Source organism: Pseudomonas fluorescens group sp. (genome assembly GCF_020093335.1).
GTDB lineage: Bacteria > Pseudomonadota > Gammaproteobacteria > Pseudomonadales > Pseudomonadaceae > Aquipseudomonas > Aquipseudomonas petroselini.
The window spans coordinates 29,352-44,832 of record NZ_JAIOKW010000014.1 but is presented as its reverse complement, the minus strand read 5'-3'; the positions used below and the strand labels follow the sequence as shown (position 1 = coordinate 44,832).

Here is a 15,481-nt window from a genome sequence, read left to right as displayed (position 1 = left end):
TCAGGTATTGGCTGAGCAACGTATCGGCCAGAACACGGAAGTCACTTTGCATTTTGCATTGCGCCTTGAGAATGGCGACACGGTCGACAGCACGTTCGACAAAGCCCCGGCGACCTTCAAGGTCGGTGATGGCAACCTGCTGCCGGGTTTCGAAGCGGCCCTGTTCGGCTTCAAGGCGGGCGACAAGCGCACCTTGCAGATCCTGCCGGAAAACGCCTTTGGCCAGCCCAACCCGCAAAACGTGCAGATCATCCCGCGTTCGCAGTTCCAGGACATGGACTTGTCGGAAGGCCTGCTGGTGATCTTCAACGATGCGGCGAATACCGAGCTGCCCGGTGTGGTGAAAACCTTCGATGACGCGCAAGTGACCATCGACTTCAACCACCCGTTGGCCGGTAAAACCTTGACGTTCGACGTTGAAATCATCGACGTTAAAGCGATCTGATCAACGACGCAGTTCAGAAAATGTGGGAGGGGGCTTGCCCCCCGATAGCTGGGTGTCAGTCAGTGCATCTGTGACTGACCCACCGCCATCGGGGGTAAGCCCCCTCCCACCTTTGATCTTCATTGTCAGTTGGGTTAGCGTCACGCCTGACCCAAAACGGCTGCAAGACACGAGGCACAGCATGCAAATCAAACTCGCCAACCCCCGTGGCTTCTGCGCTGGCGTGGACCGGGCGATTGAAATCGTCAACCGCGCCCTGGAAGTCTTCGGGCCGCCGATTTATGTGCGCCATGAAGTCGTCCACAATAAATTCGTGGTCGAAGACCTGCGCGCCCGCGGCGCCATCTTTGTCGAAGAGCTGGACCAGGTGCCGGATGACGTTATCGTCATTTTCAGCGCCCACGGTGTGTCCCAGGCAGTGCGTACCGAAGCGGCAGGCCGTGGCCTGAAAGTCTTCGATGCCACCTGCCCACTGGTCACCAAGGTCCATATCGAGGTCGCACGCTACAGCCGTGACGGTCGCGAGTGCATCCTGATCGGCCACGCCGGCCACCCGGAAGTCGAAGGCACCATGGGCCAGTACGACGCCAGCAATGGCGGCGCCATTTACTTGGTGGAAGACGAAAAAGACGTCGCCAACCTGCAGGTGCAGAACCCCGAGCGCCTGGCATTCGTGACCCAGACCACCCTGTCCATGGACGACACCAGCCGCGTGATCGACGCGCTGCGCAGTCGCTTCCCGGCCATCGGCGGGCCGCGCAAGGACGATATTTGCTACGCCACCCAGAACCGACAGGACGCGGTCAAGCAACTGGCCGATGAATGCGATGTGGTCCTGGTTGTCGGCAGCCCCAACAGCTCCAACTCCAACCGCCTGCGTGAGTTGGCTGAGCGCATGGCAACGCCTGCGTACCTGATCGACGGCGCTGAAGACATGCAACGCAGCTGGTTCGATGGGGTCGAGCGTATCGGCATCACGGCAGGCGCTTCGGCCCCCGAAGTGCTGGTGCGCGGTGTTATCCAGCAATTGCACGCCTGGGGGGCGACCGGTGCTGATGAACTGGCCGGCCGCGAGGAGAACATCACGTTCTCCATGCCCAAGGAACTGCGGGTTCGCTCATTGCTCTGAGTGCCCGGCTGCCGGATTGATTCCGGCACAGCGCCTGCTCGGCACTGTCGCTGCGCAGGCTGATCCGTCCGCTGGGCGCCAGCACGATCTGATGCAGGCTCTGCGCCTGCTCCTTGGCGCACACATGCACAGTGCCGGCACGGAATCCGCCGCCTGAAAATATCGGCTCGCCCAGGCCGCTGAAGCGAACCTGGCTCTTGAGCGGTCCATTGCCCACGATCGGACCCCGCCCACTGTCTTGGCGCTCCAGCAGCACCGGGTTGTCATCGTCCAAGTGGCCGCGTCCGCTGACATCCACGATTACCCGCCAACCCAGGCTCCAATCATCTTCCAATGCGTGAATGACCACCGGGCGGTTGCGTGCGACGGCCTCGGCGCGTGCGTAGCGTAGCCCGCCGGCCAAGGATTGCGCCGCACTGTATCGCTGCTGTGATTCCAACAGGCTCTTGAAGCTCGGCACTGCCAGGTTGGCCAGGATGCCACTCACGATCAGTCCGAGCAGCAGTTCGATCAGGGTGAAGCCTCGTTGCTGCATGTGTCATCCCTCCGTGGATGTGGGTGCAGCCCTAGGTATAGCGCTCAAGCGATAGCGTTGAATGATGGCCTTTACGTCCAAAGTATTTCCCTTTGTTCCTGGAGCAGCGCAGGCGAAAAACCGGCGCTAGTCTTGGGCCGCACAGCAGGTTTCACCTGCTCTTTTTCGGACCTCGACACGGATGACGACGGTAATGCTTGTCTGCACGAACACCTGTTTGCCCCACGCCTTAACCCGGCAACAAACCGGCATGACGCTGATCGAGGTGCTGGTCTCGGTACTGATTCTGGCCATCGGCCTGCTGGGCGCGGCGGTGATCCAGCTCAATGCGCTCAAATACACGGACAGTTCCAGAATGACCAGCCAGGCCAGTTTCATTGCCTACGACATGCTCGACCGAATCCGCGCCAATGCCGCCGCCGATTACACGTGGGGTCGAGCTGAGCGTGCGCTGGCCAATACCGCTACCGCCAACGTGCGCGACCTGGACCTGCACGATTTCGAGGCCAATATTCTCGGATTTGCCGGGGAGAGCGCCAAAGGCTCGGTGTCGGTCAGTGGGCGTGAGGTGGTCGTCAGTATCAGCTGGGACGACAGTCGAGGCACAAACAGGCCGGGTGCCCGGGAAACCTTCACCCTGACCAGCCGCATAGGCGATGAGCCGGCGGTGGCGCAGTGAGGCGGCGAGCTCGAGGTTTCAGCCTGGTGGAGTTGCTGCTGGCTCTGGCCTTGGGGTTGGTGCTGGTCCTCGGTGTCAGCCAGGTGGCGATCAACTCCAGCACCACCCAAGCCAGCCAGCAGGCCGCTCTGTTGCTGCAGGATGATGCGCGGTTTGTGCTGGGTAAGTTGCTCCAGGATATCCGTCAGGCGGGCATGTTTGGCTGTTTGGCCACCGGGTTTATCGAGAATGCTCCACCGGCTTTTGATCGGCCGGTCAGCTGGAGTGTCGGGGGGGATTCACAATCGCTGACGCTGGTGACCACGGATGTCGGCGATGGCAATGGTAAGCCGGACTGGACGGTGTTGTCCGATTGCACCGGGACCGCCCAGGCCTATACCGGAAACGCCCCCGCGCCTGCCCCCGGACAGATCCGTTTTGCACTGCGTCAGCTGACCTACACCTTCGAAGCGGGCCAATTGAAGGTCAGCACGCCTGCCTCGCCCGCCAAGGCGGTACTGGTGGATAACGTGCAGGCGTTCGATCTCAGTTTTGGCGTGGCCGCCAAGCCCACCTCGATGGAGGTGGAGCGCTACGACGCCAGGCCGGCCGACGCGTCGCTGATACGCAGTGTCCGCATCCTGATGACCCTGCAAGACCCGGGCGGCCGGGTCAAAGATCAAACCTACAGCGTCGTGGCGGCGCTGCGTAACCGTGTGAAGTAGGGCGGCCATGGTGCTCACAAAGGCGATTCGTTTCCGCCAGGCCGGCATGGTGCTGCTGATCAGCCTGGTGTTCCTGTTGCTGTTGTCGATGATCGGTTTGTCATCGATGCAGGGCGCGGTCATTCAGCAAAAGATCACGGGCAGCCTCTGGCACCGTAATCAGTCGCTGCAAAGTGCCGAGACTGGCTTGAGGCGCGGAGAGTCAGCGATACAACAGTCATTTTCGACACTGCCCTTGTGCCGGTCGATTGTCACCTGTGCGCCACCGCAGGCGGCCTTTTCGGTGCTTGCGCCCGGAGTGGACTCTGGTTCGGGCGTCACCTGGGTTGCGCTGACAGGCGGTCTGTACGGCATTCAATTCCTGGGGCCGGCTGTAGGGCTGGCGCACCTGCCACCGCAAACGCCGGCGGCGGTGTATCGAGTGACGGCAGTCGGGCTAAGCGGCCAATTGCGCACAGTATTGGAGAGCGTCTACGCGCGGACAGAACAGGAGGGCAATTCGCGTTTTCGGCGAGTGGCATGGCGACAACTTCAATAGACGCACATAAGGAGCAATTGGAATGGGCATGGACAGCCAAGGCTTTACCCTGATCGAGCTACTCATCGCCGTGGCGATCACCGCGGTCGTGGCCGGGATTGCTTACCCTGGGTATACCGGCCATCTCAAAAAGGTGTATCGCGCTGAGATCGTCGCTCTATTGACCGAGCAGGCTCACTACCTGGAGCGATTTTATGCGAGGAACGGCACTTTTATTGACGCAAGCAGCGTCAGTGGGGGCAATGATCGCTATAGAATCACCGCTGCATTGAACCCCCAGGATTTTCAGCTGCTGGCCACGCCGGTCGTCGATTCGGTGATGGCCGGTGACCCTTGCGGCGACTACGGTCTGACCGGCACGGGCGCGCGGACGAATCCGGGCGCGGCACCTGACATGTCCCGCAAGCTGTGCTGGGGGCAATGATGAGGGTTCTGGATGATTGGGCGCCGGGCGCGCTTGTTCCTATTTATCGGCTGGATCAAATGATGGCTAAGCAACAGCAAGTGGTGATTGTCGGTGGCGGAGTCATCGGCTTGTTGACGGCGTTCAACCTGGCCACCCAAGGGCAGGCGGTTGTGCTGCTGGAGCGCGCGGGATTGGGGCAGGAGTCATCCTGGGCCGGTGGTGGCATCGTCTCGCCCTTGTATCCGTGGCGCTATAGCCCGGCGGTCACGGCGCTGGCCCATTGGTCACAGGATTTTTATCCACAGCTGGCGGAGCACTTGTTTGCTGCGACGGGTGTCGACCCAGAGGTGCACACCACAGGGCTGTACTGGCTGGACCTGGACGACGAAGCCGAAGCCCTGGCCTGGGCGGCACGGGAAGGCCGTCCACTGAGTAAAGTGGACATCTCGGCCGCCCATGACGCCGTTCCGGTGCTGGGTGGCGGGTATTCCCAGGCGATCTATATGGCCAACGTCGCCAATGTGCGCAACCCGCGCTTGGTCAAATCCCTCAAGGCAGCGCTGCTGGCGTTACCCGGCGTGACCCTTCATGAGCAGTGCGAAGTGACCGGGTTTGTCGTGGACGCCGGTAGCGTGGTGGGTGTGAACACGGCGCAGGGCCCGGTTCTTGGCGACCAGGTGGTACTGGCGGCGGGAGCCTGGAGCGGTGAGTTGCTTGGCACCCTGGGTTTGTCGCTTCCGGTGGAGCCAGTTAAAGGCCAGATGATTCTGTACAAATGCGCCTCGGATTTCTTGTCGAGCATGGTGCTGGCCAAGGGGCGTTATGCAATCCCTCGGCGTGACGGGCATATCCTGATCGGCAGTACTCTGGAGCACGAAGGTTTCGATAAGACGCCCACCGACAAGGCGCTTGAAAGCCTCAAGGCGTCAGCGGTGGAGTTGATTCCCGCGCTGGCGGACGCCGAAGTCGTCGGGCATTGGGCCGGATTGCGCCCCGGTTCGCCGGAGGGCATTCCTTACATCGGCCCGGTGCCGGGCTTCAAGGGGTTGTGGCTCAACTGCGGGCATTACCGCAACGGCCTGGTGCTCGCGCCGGCGTCCTGCCAGTTGTTTGCCGATTTGCTGCTGATGCGTGCGCCGATCATCGACCCGGCGCCTTATGCACCCGAAGGTCGGATCAACGCTGGATAGACTTCGGCCCTTGCTCCAGGTGCGCCTGGGTGCAATACCACTCCTGGCGTGAGCTCAAGGCGCGATCCTGCGGCAAGTGCACGCCGCAGTGGGCGCAGCGCACCATCAGGGCAGCGCCGGGTTCACTGGCGCGTTGCTGTCTAGCGGCCGGGCTTTTGAATTTGCGCCAGAACCATACTGCGGCGGCAATGACGGCAATCCAGAACAATAAACGAAGCATGATGGGCAGTTTCTCGACGAGGAATGCGCCAGTTTAGCCAAGGACGTGTCAGGCGCACAGCGCAATAATACCGCCCACAAAAAAGGAGCCTCGAAAGGCTCCTTTTGATGACGCAGGGTGCAATCAGTCGAACACACCGAAGGTCATGTAGCTGAACCACGAGCGATCCTGGTTGTTGCCCTGGGCTTGTGGCTCTTCCTCTTCGATTACGTCGCCGTTCTCGTCGTGGGGCTTGAGCTCCGAAGGAATGGCTTCCTTGGCGTCCTGGAACTGCTTGATCACGTCCTGGTTGGCGCGGGTTTCGCCCGGCGGCAGCGGTGGACGGGACTCGATCAGGCCCAGGGTGTACTTGCTCAGCCACGAACGGTTGTCGGCTTCAGCAACCTGAGGCACGAACTGGCCGTCTTTCAGGCTTGGGTGGTCCGGGTAGTTGAGCTTGAGGGTTTCCAGGCTGGTGCTGGCCAGCTCGTCCAGGTGCAGACGCTGGTAAGCCTCGGTCATCACGGCCAGGCCATCACCCACGGAAGGGGTTTCCTGGAAGTTTTCGACAACATAACGGCCACGGTTGGCGGCTGCTACGTAGGCCTGACGCGTCAGGTAGTAGTGGGCCACGTGGATCTCGTAGGACGCCAGCAGGTTGCGCAGGTAGATCATGCGCTGCTTGGCGTCCGGCGCGTAGCGGCTGTTGGGGTAGCGGCTGGTCAGCTGGGCGAACTCGTTGTAGGAGTCGCGGGCAGCGCCCGGGTCACGCTTGGTCATGTCCAGCGGCAGGAAGCGCGCCAGCAGGCCGACGTCCTGGTCGAACGAAGTCAGGCCCTTCATGTAGTAGGCGTAGTCGACGTTCGGGTGCTGCGGATGCAGGCGGATGAAACGCTCGGCGGCGGACTTGGCGGCTTCCGGCTCGGCGTTCTTGTAGTTGGCGTAGATCAGTTCGAGCTGGGCCTGGTCGGCATAACGCCCGAACGGATAGCGCGACTCCAGTGCCTTCAGCTTCGCTGTGGCGCTGGTGTAGCTATTGTTGTCCAGGTCTTTCTGAGCCAGTTGGTACAACTCGACTTCGCTCAGGTTTTCGTCGACGACGTCCTTTGTTGACGAGCAAGCAGCAGTCATGGCGAGGATGGCGATCAGCAGCAGGTGTTTCACTTGCATGGCGGCTTGCGTCCCTATGACGGCCGCTGTCTTGGGCGGGGCCGTCCTGTTATGATGAGCGCCCCGTTGAAAGCCTCGGGGCAAAAGACGCCGTATTTAACCACAAGCGCGCAGCCGAAACCAAAGGCTACGCCACGCCTAGTCTGAGCATGTCCGATAAAATTGAACTTCGCGCAGAGGTGCCGTCCGAATTGGGCGGCCAACGCCTCGATCAAGTCGCCGCACAATTATTCGCTGAGCACTCGCGCTCGCGCCTTTCCGCCTGGATCAAAGACGGCCGCCTGACTGTGGATGGAGCGGTTATCCGCCCGCGAGACATAGTCCATGGCGGTGCGATTCTTGAGCTGACTGCCGAGCAGGAAGCCCAGGGAGAATGGGTCGCCCAAGACATCGAGCTGGATATCGTCTATGAAGACGACGACATCCTGGTCATCAACAAACCCGCAGGCCTGGTGGTTCACCCGGCGGCCGGGCACGCTGATGGCACCTTGCTCAATGCCCTGTTGCACCATGTGCCGGACATCATCAACGTCCCGCGCTGCGGCATCGTGCACCGTCTGGACAAGGACACCACCGGCTTGATGGTGGTGGCCAAGACCATTCAGGCTCAGACGCAGTTGGTCACACAATTGCAGAGCCGCAGCGTCAGCCGGATCTATGAATGCATCGTGATCGGCGTGGTGGTGGCGGGTGGCAAGATCAACGCGCCAATCGGTCGTCACGGCCAGCAGCGCCAGCGTATGGCGGTGATGGAGGGCGGCAAGCAGGCCGTGAGCCACTACCGTGTGCTCGAGCGTTTCCGCTCCCACACCCATGTGCGGGTCAAGCTGGAGACCGGGCGTACCCACCAGATTCGCGTCCATATGGCGCATATCAACTTCCCGTTGGTCGGTGATCCGGCCTATGGCGGGCGCTTCCGTATTCCACCGGCGGCCAGCGCAACTATGGTCGAGTCGTTGAAAACCTTCCCGCGCCAGGCACTGCACGCACGCTTCCTGGAGCTGGACCATCCGACGAGCGGTAAGCGGATGAGCTGGGAATCGCCTCTGCCGGACGATCTGGTCTGGTTGTTGTCGTTGCTCAAGCAGGATCGCGAGGCGTTTGTCGGGTGAGTGACTGGCTGATACCTGACTGGCCCGCGCCGGCCCAGGTCAAAGCCTGCGTCACTACGCGTGCGGGCGGCGTCAGCCTGGCGCCGTTCGACAGCCTCAACCTGGGCGATCATGTCGAGGACAGCCTGGAGGCCGTCCTTGAAAATCGCCGTCGTCTGACCGATGTATTCGACATACAGCCTGCCTGGTTGCGCCAAGTCCACGGAATCACCGTGGTTGAGGCCGATCCGTCGCGCACCCCCGAAGCGGATGGCAGTTGGACCAGCACCCCCGGCATCGCCTGCACCTCCATGACCGCCGATTGCCTGCCTGCGTTGTTCTGCAACCGTGCTGGTACCCGTGTGGCTGCTGCTCATGCCGGTTGGCGTGGGCTGGCGGCGGGCGTCCTGGAAGCGGCGTTCGAAAGCCTCGATGCCCAGCCTGATGACGTATTGGTCTGGCTCGGCCCGGCGATTGGTCCGCAAGCTTTTGAAGTCGGCCCGGAAGTGCGTGAAGCCTTCATGCAGCAACTGCCGGCCACTGCCGAAGCCTTTGTGCCCAGCCGCAACCCCGGCAAGTTCATGGCCGACATCTATAAGCTCGCCCGTTTGCGCCTCGCCGCGCGCGGTGTCACAGCTGTTTATGGTGGTGGGTTCTGCACGGTGACCGACCCGCGCTTCTTTTCCTACCGGCGCAGCCCCCGCACCGGACGTTTTGCCTCGCTTATCTGGCTTGAACGCTAGACTCTCTTGACCTGGGTCAAGCCCGGTCCATATCGACCATCGCTCGCTTGAATCTTGCAGAATCCTCCCCATCTATAGGGGTATCTGGCAGGTTTCTTCATTCAGGATGTTTTATAGCTCCGGCCTGCTCAAAAGGAAGGTGACTAATGCGTATTGATCGTTTAACCAGCAAATTGCAGTTGGCACTGTCTGACTCTCAATCCTTGGCGGTGGGCCTCGACCACCCGGCCATTGAGCCTGCGCACTTGATGCAGGCGCTTCTGGAGCAGCAAGGTGGTTCTATCAAACCCTTGCTGATGCAGGTGGGCTTTGACGTCAACAGCCTGCGCAAGGAGTTGAGCAAAGAGCTCGACCAACTGCCGAAAATCCAAAATCCTACTGGCGACGTGAATATGTCGCAGGATCTGGCGCGCCTGCTTAACCAGGCAGACCGCCTGGCCCAGCAGAAAGGTGACCAGTTCATTTCCAGTGAACTGGTGCTGCTCGCCGCCATGGACGAGAACAGCAAGCTCGGCAAGTTGTTGCTGGGTCAGGGCGTGAGCAAGAAAGCCCTGGAAAACGCCATCAACAACCTGCGTGGCGGCGATGCGGTGAACGACCCCAACCACGAGGAGTCGCGCCAGGCCCTGGATAAATACACCGTTGACCTGACCAAGCGCGCCGAAGAGGGCAAGCTTGACCCGGTGATCGGCCGTGACGATGAAATCCGTCGCACCATCCAAGTGCTGCAACGTCGTACCAAGAACAACCCGGTATTGATCGGTGAGCCTGGCGTGGGTAAAACCGCGATTGCCGAAGGTCTGGCCCAGCGCATCATCAACGGTGAAGTGCCGGACGGCCTCAAAGGCAAGCGCCTGCTGTCCCTGGACATGGGGTCGTTGATCGCCGGTGCCAAGTTCCGTGGCGAGTTCGAAGAACGCCTGAAATCCCTGCTCAATGAGCTGTCGAAGCAGGAAGGGCAGATCATTCTGTTTATCGACGAACTGCACACCATGGTCGGTGCCGGTAAAGGCGAAGGCTCGATGGACGCCGGCAACATGCTCAAACCCGCTTTGGCGCGCGGTGAGTTGCACTGCGTCGGTGCGACCACGCTCAACGAATACCGCCAGTACATTGAAAAGGACGCGGCCCTTGAGCGTCGCTTCCAGAAAGTGCTTGTGGAAGAGCCGAGCGAAGAAGACACCATTGCCATCCTGCGTGGCCTGAAAGAGCGTTATGAGGTCCACCACAAGGTGGCGATCACCGATGGCGCGATCATTGCGGCGGCCAAATTGAGCCATCGCTATATCACTGACCGTCAGTTGCCAGACAAGGCCATCGACTTGATCGACGAAGCGGCCAGCCGTATCCGCATGGAAATCGACTCCAAGCCGGAAGTGCTCGACCGTCTGGACCGGCGCCTGATTCAACTTAAAGTTGAGTCCCAGGCCCTGAAGAAAGAAGAAGACGACGCGGCGAAGAAACGCCTGGAAAAACTCCAGGAAGAAATCGTCCGCCTGGAACGTGAGTATTCGGACCTGGAAGAAATCTGGACCTCGGAAAAAGCCGAAGTACAGGGCTCTGCCCAGATCCAGCAAAAGATCGAGCAGTCGCGGCAGGAACTCGAAGCTGCCCGCCGTAAAGGCGACCTGAACCGCATGGCCGAATTGCAGTACGGGGTGATCCCGGACCTGGAGCGCAGCCTGCAGATGGTCGACCAGCACGGCAAAAGCGAGAACCAATTGCTGCGCAGCAAGGTGACCGAGGAAGAAATTGCCGAAGTCGTCTCCAAGTGGACCGGTATCCCGGTGTCGAAGATGCTCGAAGGCGAGCGCGACAAGCTGCTGAAAATGGAAAGCCTGTTGCACCAGCGTGTCATCGGTCAGGAAGAGGCCGTGGTGGCGGTGTCCAATGCGGTGCGGCGCTCCCGGGCCGGCTTGTCCGACCCGAATCGTCCGAGCGGCTCGTTCATGTTCCTCGGCCCGACCGGTGTGGGTAAGACCGAGCTGTGCAAGGCCTTGGCCGAGTTCCTCTTTGATACTGAAGAGGCCATGGTGCGAATCGACATGTCTGAGTTCATGGAGAAGCACTCGGTGGCTCGCCTGATTGGCGCTCCACCAGGCTATGTGGGCTACGAGGAGGGCGGTTACCTGACCGAAGCCGTGCGGCGTAAGCCTTACTCGGTGATCCTGCTGGATGAGGTCGAGAAGGCGCACCCGGATGTGTTCAACATCCTCTTGCAAGTGCTGGAGGATGGCCGCCTGACCGACAGCCACGGGCGTACGGTGGACTTCCGCAACACGGTGATCGTGATGACCTCCAACCTGGGCTCGGCGCAGATCCAGGAACTGGTGGGCGACCGTGAAGCCCAGCGTGCGGCGGTGATGGATGCGTTGACCACGCACTTCCGCCCGGAATTCATTAACCGGGTCGATGAAGTGGTGATCTTTGAGCCTTTGGCACGGGATCAGATTGCGGGCATCACCGAGATCCAACTGGGTCGTCTGCGTGGGCGTCTGACCGAGCGCGAGTTGTCGCTGGACCTGAGCCAGGAGGCGTTGGACAAGCTGATCGCGGTGGGTTACGACCCGGTGTATGGCGCACGGCCGTTGAAACGTGCGATCCAGCGCTGGATCGAGAACCCGTTGGCCCAGCTGATCCTGTCGGGCAGCTTTATGCCAGGGACCAGCGTTACGGCAACGGTGGAAAACGACGAAATCGTCTTCCACTGAGCCCCAACTGCTGGGTAATAAGAGAAGGCCTCGCTTTGCGAGGCCTTTTTTTTCGATAGGGCGTTGAACTGTAAGGCAAAGGCTTGTAAAGTGCGCCCCGCAGCAACGTCAGCCCACGGGTTTCTTCTCCCCAAGAAGAAATCAGAAACAAGCGCAAATCATTGTCTTAAAAGCAATTTAAAGGGTTGACAGGGTTTTTTAAGATTGTAGAATAGCGCGCCTCAGAGACACGAACGTAGCGATACGGAAAGGTCGAAGAGAAGGTTACACCGCAGTAAAAATGCTTTGAAATAAGTAACACTTTGAAATATGTAGTTCCGTGATAGCTCAGTCGGTAGAGCAAATGACTGTTAATCATTGGGTCCCAGGTTCGAGTCCTGGTCACGGAGCCAATTTCAAACCGGGGTATAGCGCAGTCCGGTAGCGCGCCTGCTTTGGGAGCAGGATGTCAGGAGTTCGAATCCCCTTACCCCGACCATATTTGGGTCGTTAGCTCAGTTGGTAGAGCAGTTGGCTTTTAACCAATTGGTCGTAGGTTCGAATCCCACACGACCCACCATTTTTGAGACCAGTTAACGCTGGAATCGAATCTTAAGATCAGAGGCCAAAAGCGCTGATCGAAGAAGGCGACTGAGAGGTCGCCTTTTTTTTACCGGGGTATAGCGCAGTCCGGTAGCGCGCCTGCTTTGGGAGCAGGATGTCAGGAGTTCGAATCCCCTTACCCCGACCATATTAAAAATCCTCGTATCGAAAGATACGGGGATTTTTTTTGTGCGCGTAAATCCTGAACTCACCGCAAAGCAAATGTGGGAGGGGGCAAACCCCCTCCCACCTTTACAAGGTCCCATCCGAGACCGAGTTATCAGTGCAATTTAAGACGTGGTTCAGTCCCGCGCCCAATCTTGCTGCCCAGCATCAGCATCGCTGTGCGGAAGACCCCATACAGCGCCATCTGGTGCATGCGGTACAGCGACACGTAGAACATCCGCGCCAACCAGCCCTCCAGCATTACGCTGCCGGTGAGGTTGCCCATCAAGTTGCCCACCGCCGAGAACCGCGACAGCGAGATCAGCGACCCATAGTCGGTGTACTTGTACGACGGCAGGTCCTTGCCCTCGATGCGCAATTTCAGCGACTTGGCCAACAGTGAAGCTTGCTGGTGAGCTGCTTGGGCCCGTGGTGGCACGTTACGGTCGGTGCCCGCTTGCGGGCAGGCGGCGCAATCACCGAAGGCGAAGATGTTTTCGTCGCGGGTAGTTTGCAGCGTCGGCAGCACTTGCAATTGGTTGATGCGGTTGGTTTCCAAGCCATCGATGTCCTTGAGGAAACCTGGCGCGCGAATACCGGCCGCCCATACCTTGAGGCTCGCAGGGATGACCTGGCCGCTGCTGGTGATCAGCGCATCGGCAGTCACTTCGCTGACCGCGGAGTTGGTCAGCACCGTCACCCCAAGCTTCTCCAGGGTTTTATGCACCGGCACGCCGATCCGCTCCGGCAGCGCAGGCAGTACCCGCGGGCCGGCTTCGATCAGGGTGATGTGCATGTTTTCCGGTTTGATGCGGTCCAGGCCGTAGGCGGCCAGCTCATGGGCGGCGTTATGCAGTTCGGCGGCCAGTTCGACCCCCGTAGCCCCTGCGCCGACGATGGCGACGCTGATCTTTTCCACCACATCCGTCTGCCCGGCATGGGCGCGCAGGTAGTGGTTGAGCAATTGCTGGTGGAAGCGCTCGGCCTGTTTGCGGGTGTCGAGGAACAGGCAATGTTGCGCTGCGCCTTCGGTACCGAAATCGTTGGTAGTGCTGCCGACTGCGATCACCAGGCTGTCATAGCCCAGTACCCGCGCGGGCACCAGCTCACGGCCTTCTTCGTCGAGGGTGGCGGCCAGCTGGATCTTCTTCTGTTCGCGGTCGAGCCCGCTCATGCGCCCCAGTTGGAACTCGAAGTGGTTCCATTTGGCCTGGGCGACATAATTGAGTTCGTCTTCCGAAGAGTTCAGCGAACCGGCTGCCACTTCGTGCAGCAAGGGCTTCCAGATATGGGTCAGGTTGGCGTCCACCAGCGTGATACTGGCGGTGCCGCGCTTGCCCAGAGTCTTACCCAGGCGGGTAGCCAACTCCAGGCCGCCGGCGCCGCCGCCGACGATAATAATACGATGGGTCATGGGGATATCTCGCAAGGCTAAAAGAAATCGGAGCAGTTACCCCCGCGAGCGCCAGGCAGCTCATAGCGTCAGGTAACTCAAAAGGCGACTCAGCAAGCCGAGGCCGATCACCACTGCCAACACCACACCAAGGAGCAGCCACGGCCGGAAAGGCTTACGCTCGACTTGGTTCTGGGAGAGTTGCAGGTACTCTTCGACATGCTGTTGGTCATCGGGGTTCAGGCGGCTGGTCATAAAGGCCTCGTCAGGTAGACGTTGCAAAAGGGCGCCACGTTACAGTCCGGGGGCTCAGAGGCTGATACCCACGTCGAACACTATGCTGCGGCCCAGGTTGTTGCGCAAGAAATCCGGCGCATCCGGATGGGCGAACAACACCCGTGCGAAAGTCGGCCCCACCAGCGACAGTGAGCGCCAGCCCTGGCGCAGGTATTCCGTCGGTGGCGGGAAGTGGCTATTGAGGTCGAGCACTTCGCGCTTGAGGCTGGTGAAGGCGACGATATCCAGCTCCCCCAGGTCCATGCCGCGCTCTTTGTAGTTATGAGCCTTCTTGCGCAGCGTTGGCGCCAGGCGCAGTAAGAACTCATGGGCCGGGATGCGTCGCGGCTTGGCTTCGCGCCGCACCAACTGGCTCAGGGAGAACGCGCTGCGTCGGCGCAGCAACTCGTCGCGCCATTCGTCATTCAAGCGTCGGCCCTCGTCCAGCACGAAAAACACCTCGAAGCTGGCATCGCGAAACAGCACATCCGGGGGCTCTTGCCCGGCGGCGTGGAATTCTTCGGCCCGGTAGGGCACGTTCAAGCCTTGCAGCAGGCGCTGGCAGACCCAACGCTCACGCTCCCATTTGCGGGCATTGGACAAGAACGCATTGGCTTGTTCGGCCGCTACGGTGAGCAGGCGCAAGTAATCAGAGTCATCCATAGCTAGCAGCTTAGCGCCCAAATGATGACCGCAGGAAGTACCCTTGTGAAACGTCGGTGTAGACTGATCATCCGACTAATGTCCGACGCAGGGGGAGTACTGCCGTGATCAGTGCCGCCATGTTGGCGCCGACAACAATGGGCATCGGCTGGCTGTTGTACGCACCTGTGGTGGCGTGGGCCATCTTGCGTTCACCTTGGGTCGAACTGTTTGCCGACCGACGGCGCCAGCATCTGCTGTTCGGCACCGTGTTCGCGTTGTTCATGCTGTGGCTGGTACGGCGGGATTTTGATACGGGGGTGTCCTACCACTTTATCGGCATGACTGCCGTGACGCTGCTGCTGGATTGGCCCCTGGCCATCGTCGGCGGCTTTGCCGCCCAGTTGGGTCTGATGGCGCTGGGGCGCCAGGACCTTGCAGCACTTGGCGTCAACGGCCTGCTGCTGATCGTGCTGCCGGTGCTGGTCACCGAAGCCTGCGCGCTGCTGGTCGAGCGTGCGCAGCCACGCAATCCCTTTGTGTATATCTTCTGTTCCGGTTTTTTCGCGGCCGCGCTGTCGGCGCTGCTGTGCCTGCTACTAGGGTTGGGGCTTTTGTGGCTCGACGGCCGTTTTGCCATGCCGGAATGGCTGGAGGATTTCGTCGGTTATCTGTGGCTGATCATCTTTCCCGAAGCCTTCATCAACGGCATGGTCATCAGCGCCTTGGTGGTGTTTTGCCCGGAATGGCTGGAGACTTTCAACCGCACGCGCTACCTCTCGGCACCCTGGAAGGACGGCGATTCAGAGCGTTGACCCAGATCAAATCCCGCCCGGCCGAGCAGGCCCATGCTCTGCGAAATTTTCCTAGGCAAGGCGGGAGC

17 protein-coding genes and 4 tRNA genes are annotated in these 15,481 nt (G+C 60.3%); 15 read left to right on the top strand and 6 right to left on the bottom strand.

Annotation, left to right across the window (positions count from 1 at the left end):
* The first annotated feature begins 7 nt into the window (after positions 1-7).
* Complete coding sequence (gene fkpB / locus K7431_RS16485; protein WP_173390393.1) at positions 8-445, top strand: FKBP-type peptidyl-prolyl cis-trans isomerase; 438 nt, start codon at positions 8-10, stop codon at positions 443-445.
* Positions 446-626: 181 nt separating this feature from the next.
* Entirely contained in the window at positions 627-1,574 is a 948-nt protein-coding gene (gene ispH, locus K7431_RS16480; protein ID WP_012722142.1) for a 4-hydroxy-3-methylbut-2-enyl diphosphate reductase, read from the top strand.
* Here the strand turns inward: ispH and K7431_RS16475 are convergent.
* Positions 1,528-2,109, bottom strand: a complete 582-nt coding sequence (locus K7431_RS16475) for a GspH/FimT family pseudopilin (protein ID WP_012722143.1) — start codon at positions 2,107-2,109, stop codon at positions 1,528-1,530. The two genes, ispH and K7431_RS16475, sit on opposite strands and share 47 nt — an antisense overlap.
* A 193-nt stretch (positions 2,110-2,302) precedes the next feature.
* Here K7431_RS16475 and pilV point away from each other — a divergent pair, with 193 nt between their 5' ends.
* The 5 genes from pilV to thiO all read left to right on the top strand — a co-directional run bounded on the left by pilV (position 2,303) and on the right by thiO (position 5,626).
* A complete protein-coding gene (gene pilV / locus K7431_RS16470) occupies positions 2,303-2,788 on the top strand; it encodes a type IV pilus modification protein PilV (protein WP_043204762.1) in 486 nt (161 codons plus the stop codon).
* Positions 2,785-3,492 carry a prepilin-type N-terminal cleavage/methylation domain-containing protein gene (locus K7431_RS16465; protein WP_012722145.1) on the top strand — a complete coding sequence of 236 codons (708 nt, stop codon included), beginning with the start codon at positions 2,785-2,787 and terminating at the stop codon, positions 3,490-3,492. The genes pilV and K7431_RS16465 overlap by 4 nt, the downstream gene beginning before the upstream one ends.
* A 7-nt stretch (positions 3,493-3,499) precedes the next feature.
* Positions 3,500-4,030, top strand: a complete 531-nt coding sequence (locus tag K7431_RS16460) for a pilus assembly PilX family protein (RefSeq protein WP_012722146.1) — start codon at positions 3,500-3,502, stop codon at positions 4,028-4,030.
* A 22-nt stretch (positions 4,031-4,052) separates the two neighbouring features.
* Positions 4,053-4,454 carry a type IV pilin protein gene (locus K7431_RS16455; protein WP_012722147.1) on the top strand — a complete coding sequence of 134 codons (402 nt, stop codon included), beginning with the start codon at positions 4,053-4,055 and terminating at the stop codon, positions 4,452-4,454.
* A 62-nt stretch (positions 4,455-4,516) separates the two neighbouring features.
* A complete protein-coding gene (gene thiO, locus K7431_RS16450) occupies positions 4,517-5,626 on the top strand; it encodes a glycine oxidase ThiO (protein ID WP_012722148.1) in 1,110 nt (369 codons plus the stop codon).
* On the opposite strand, the gene K7431_RS16445 is transcribed toward thiO, so the two are convergent.
* Both K7431_RS16445 and K7431_RS16440 read right to left on the bottom strand, forming a co-directional pair.
* Complete coding sequence (locus K7431_RS16445; RefSeq protein ID WP_012722149.1) at positions 5,613-5,846, bottom strand: PP0621 family protein; 234 nt, start codon at positions 5,844-5,846, stop codon at positions 5,613-5,615. The genes thiO and K7431_RS16445 overlap by 14 nt on opposite strands.
* Positions 5,847-5,969: 123 nt before the next feature.
* Complete coding sequence (locus tag K7431_RS16440) at positions 5,970-6,995, bottom strand: outer membrane protein assembly factor BamD (protein ID WP_012722150.1); 1,026 nt, start codon at positions 6,993-6,995, stop codon at positions 5,970-5,972.
* 149 nt (positions 6,996-7,144) lie between these two features.
* On the opposite strand from K7431_RS16440, the gene rluD reads away from it, so the two are divergent.
* The 7 genes from rluD to K7431_RS16405 all read left to right on the top strand — a co-directional run bounded on the left by rluD (position 7,145) and on the right by K7431_RS16405 (position 12,270).
* Complete coding sequence (gene rluD / locus K7431_RS16435; RefSeq protein WP_010565584.1) at positions 7,145-8,107, top strand: 23S rRNA pseudouridine(1911/1915/1917) synthase RluD; 963 nt, start codon at positions 7,145-7,147, stop codon at positions 8,105-8,107.
* A complete protein-coding gene (pgeF, locus tag K7431_RS16430; protein ID WP_012722151.1) occupies positions 8,104-8,829 on the top strand; it encodes a peptidoglycan editing factor PgeF in 726 nt (241 codons plus the stop codon). Before rluD ends, pgeF begins: the two co-directional genes overlap by 4 nt.
* Positions 8,830-8,975: 146 nt before the next feature.
* Positions 8,976-11,540, top strand: a complete 2,565-nt coding sequence (gene clpB, locus K7431_RS16425) for an ATP-dependent chaperone ClpB (RefSeq protein ID WP_012722152.1) — start codon at positions 8,976-8,978, stop codon at positions 11,538-11,540.
* Positions 11,541-11,856: 316 nt separating this feature from the next.
* Positions 11,857-11,932 (top strand) — tRNA-Asn (locus K7431_RS16420).
* A 9-nt stretch (positions 11,933-11,941) separates the two neighbouring features.
* Positions 11,942-12,018 (top strand) — tRNA-Pro (locus tag K7431_RS16415).
* A 5-nt stretch (positions 12,019-12,023) separates the two neighbouring features.
* Positions 12,024-12,099: transfer RNA gene (locus K7431_RS16410), tRNA-Lys, on the top strand.
* A gap of 94 nt (positions 12,100-12,193) precedes the next feature.
* A tRNA-Pro gene (locus K7431_RS16405) sits at positions 12,194-12,270 on the top strand.
* A gap of 132 nt (positions 12,271-12,402) precedes the next feature.
* Here the strand turns inward: K7431_RS16405 and K7431_RS16400 are convergent.
* The 3 genes from K7431_RS16400 to K7431_RS16390 are packed head-to-tail and all read right to left on the bottom strand — an operon-like array spanning position 12,403 to position 14,619.
* Positions 12,403-13,701, bottom strand: a complete 1,299-nt coding sequence (locus K7431_RS16400; RefSeq protein ID WP_012722153.1) for an NAD(P)/FAD-dependent oxidoreductase — start codon at positions 13,699-13,701, stop codon at positions 12,403-12,405.
* A 60-nt stretch (positions 13,702-13,761) separates the two neighbouring features.
* On the bottom strand, positions 13,762-13,935 hold the full coding sequence (locus K7431_RS16395; protein ID WP_012722154.1) for a DUF3094 family protein: 174 nt from the start codon (positions 13,933-13,935) through the stop codon (positions 13,762-13,764).
* Between the two features lie 54 nt (positions 13,936-13,989).
* Positions 13,990-14,619: a DUF1780 domain-containing protein gene (locus K7431_RS16390; protein WP_010213242.1), complete on the bottom strand. Its 630-nt coding sequence runs from the start codon at positions 14,617-14,619 to the stop codon at positions 13,990-13,992.
* A 104-nt stretch (positions 14,620-14,723) separates the two neighbouring features.
* Here K7431_RS16390 and K7431_RS16385 point away from each other — a divergent pair, with 104 nt between their 5' ends.
* Positions 14,724-15,413, top strand: a complete 690-nt coding sequence (locus tag K7431_RS16385) for an energy-coupling factor ABC transporter permease (RefSeq protein ID WP_012722155.1) — start codon at positions 14,724-14,726, stop codon at positions 15,411-15,413.
* The last annotated feature ends 68 nt before the right edge of the window (positions 15,414-15,481 follow it).

Coding starts and splice junctions, on each gene's coding strand:
- K7431_RS16400 (WP_012722153.1), bottom strand. CDS start 13,701: ATGACCCATCGTATTATTATCGTCGGCGGCGGCGCCGGCGGCCTGGAG.
- K7431_RS16395 (WP_012722154.1), bottom strand. CDS start 13,935: ATGACCAGCCGCCTGAACCCCGATGACCAACAGCATGTCGAAGAGTAC.
- rluD (WP_010565584.1), top strand. CDS start 7,145: ATGTCCGATAAAATTGAACTTCGCGCAGAGGTGCCGTCCGAATTGGGC.
- K7431_RS16475 (WP_012722143.1), bottom strand. CDS start 2,109: ATGCAGCAACGAGGCTTCACCCTGATCGAACTGCTGCTCGGACTGATC.
- K7431_RS16440 (WP_012722150.1), bottom strand. CDS start 6,995: ATGCAAGTGAAACACCTGCTGCTGATCGCCATCCTCGCCATGACTGCT.
- K7431_RS16460 (WP_012722146.1), top strand. CDS start 3,500: ATGGTGCTCACAAAGGCGATTCGTTTCCGCCAGGCCGGCATGGTGCTG.
- clpB (WP_012722152.1), top strand. CDS start 8,976: ATGCGTATTGATCGTTTAACCAGCAAATTGCAGTTGGCACTGTCTGAC.
- K7431_RS16390 (WP_010213242.1), bottom strand. CDS start 14,619: ATGGATGACTCTGATTACTTGCGCCTGCTCACCGTAGCGGCCGAACAA.
- pilV (WP_043204762.1), top strand. CDS start 2,303: ATGCTTGTCTGCACGAACACCTGTTTGCCCCACGCCTTAACCCGGCAA.
- K7431_RS16445 (WP_012722149.1), bottom strand. CDS start 5,846: ATGCTTCGTTTATTGTTCTGGATTGCCGTCATTGCCGCCGCAGTATGG.
- thiO (WP_012722148.1), top strand. CDS start 4,517: ATGGCTAAGCAACAGCAAGTGGTGATTGTCGGTGGCGGAGTCATCGGC.
- ispH (WP_012722142.1), top strand. CDS start 627: ATGCAAATCAAACTCGCCAACCCCCGTGGCTTCTGCGCTGGCGTGGAC.
- K7431_RS16455 (WP_012722147.1), top strand. CDS start 4,053: ATGGGCATGGACAGCCAAGGCTTTACCCTGATCGAGCTACTCATCGCC.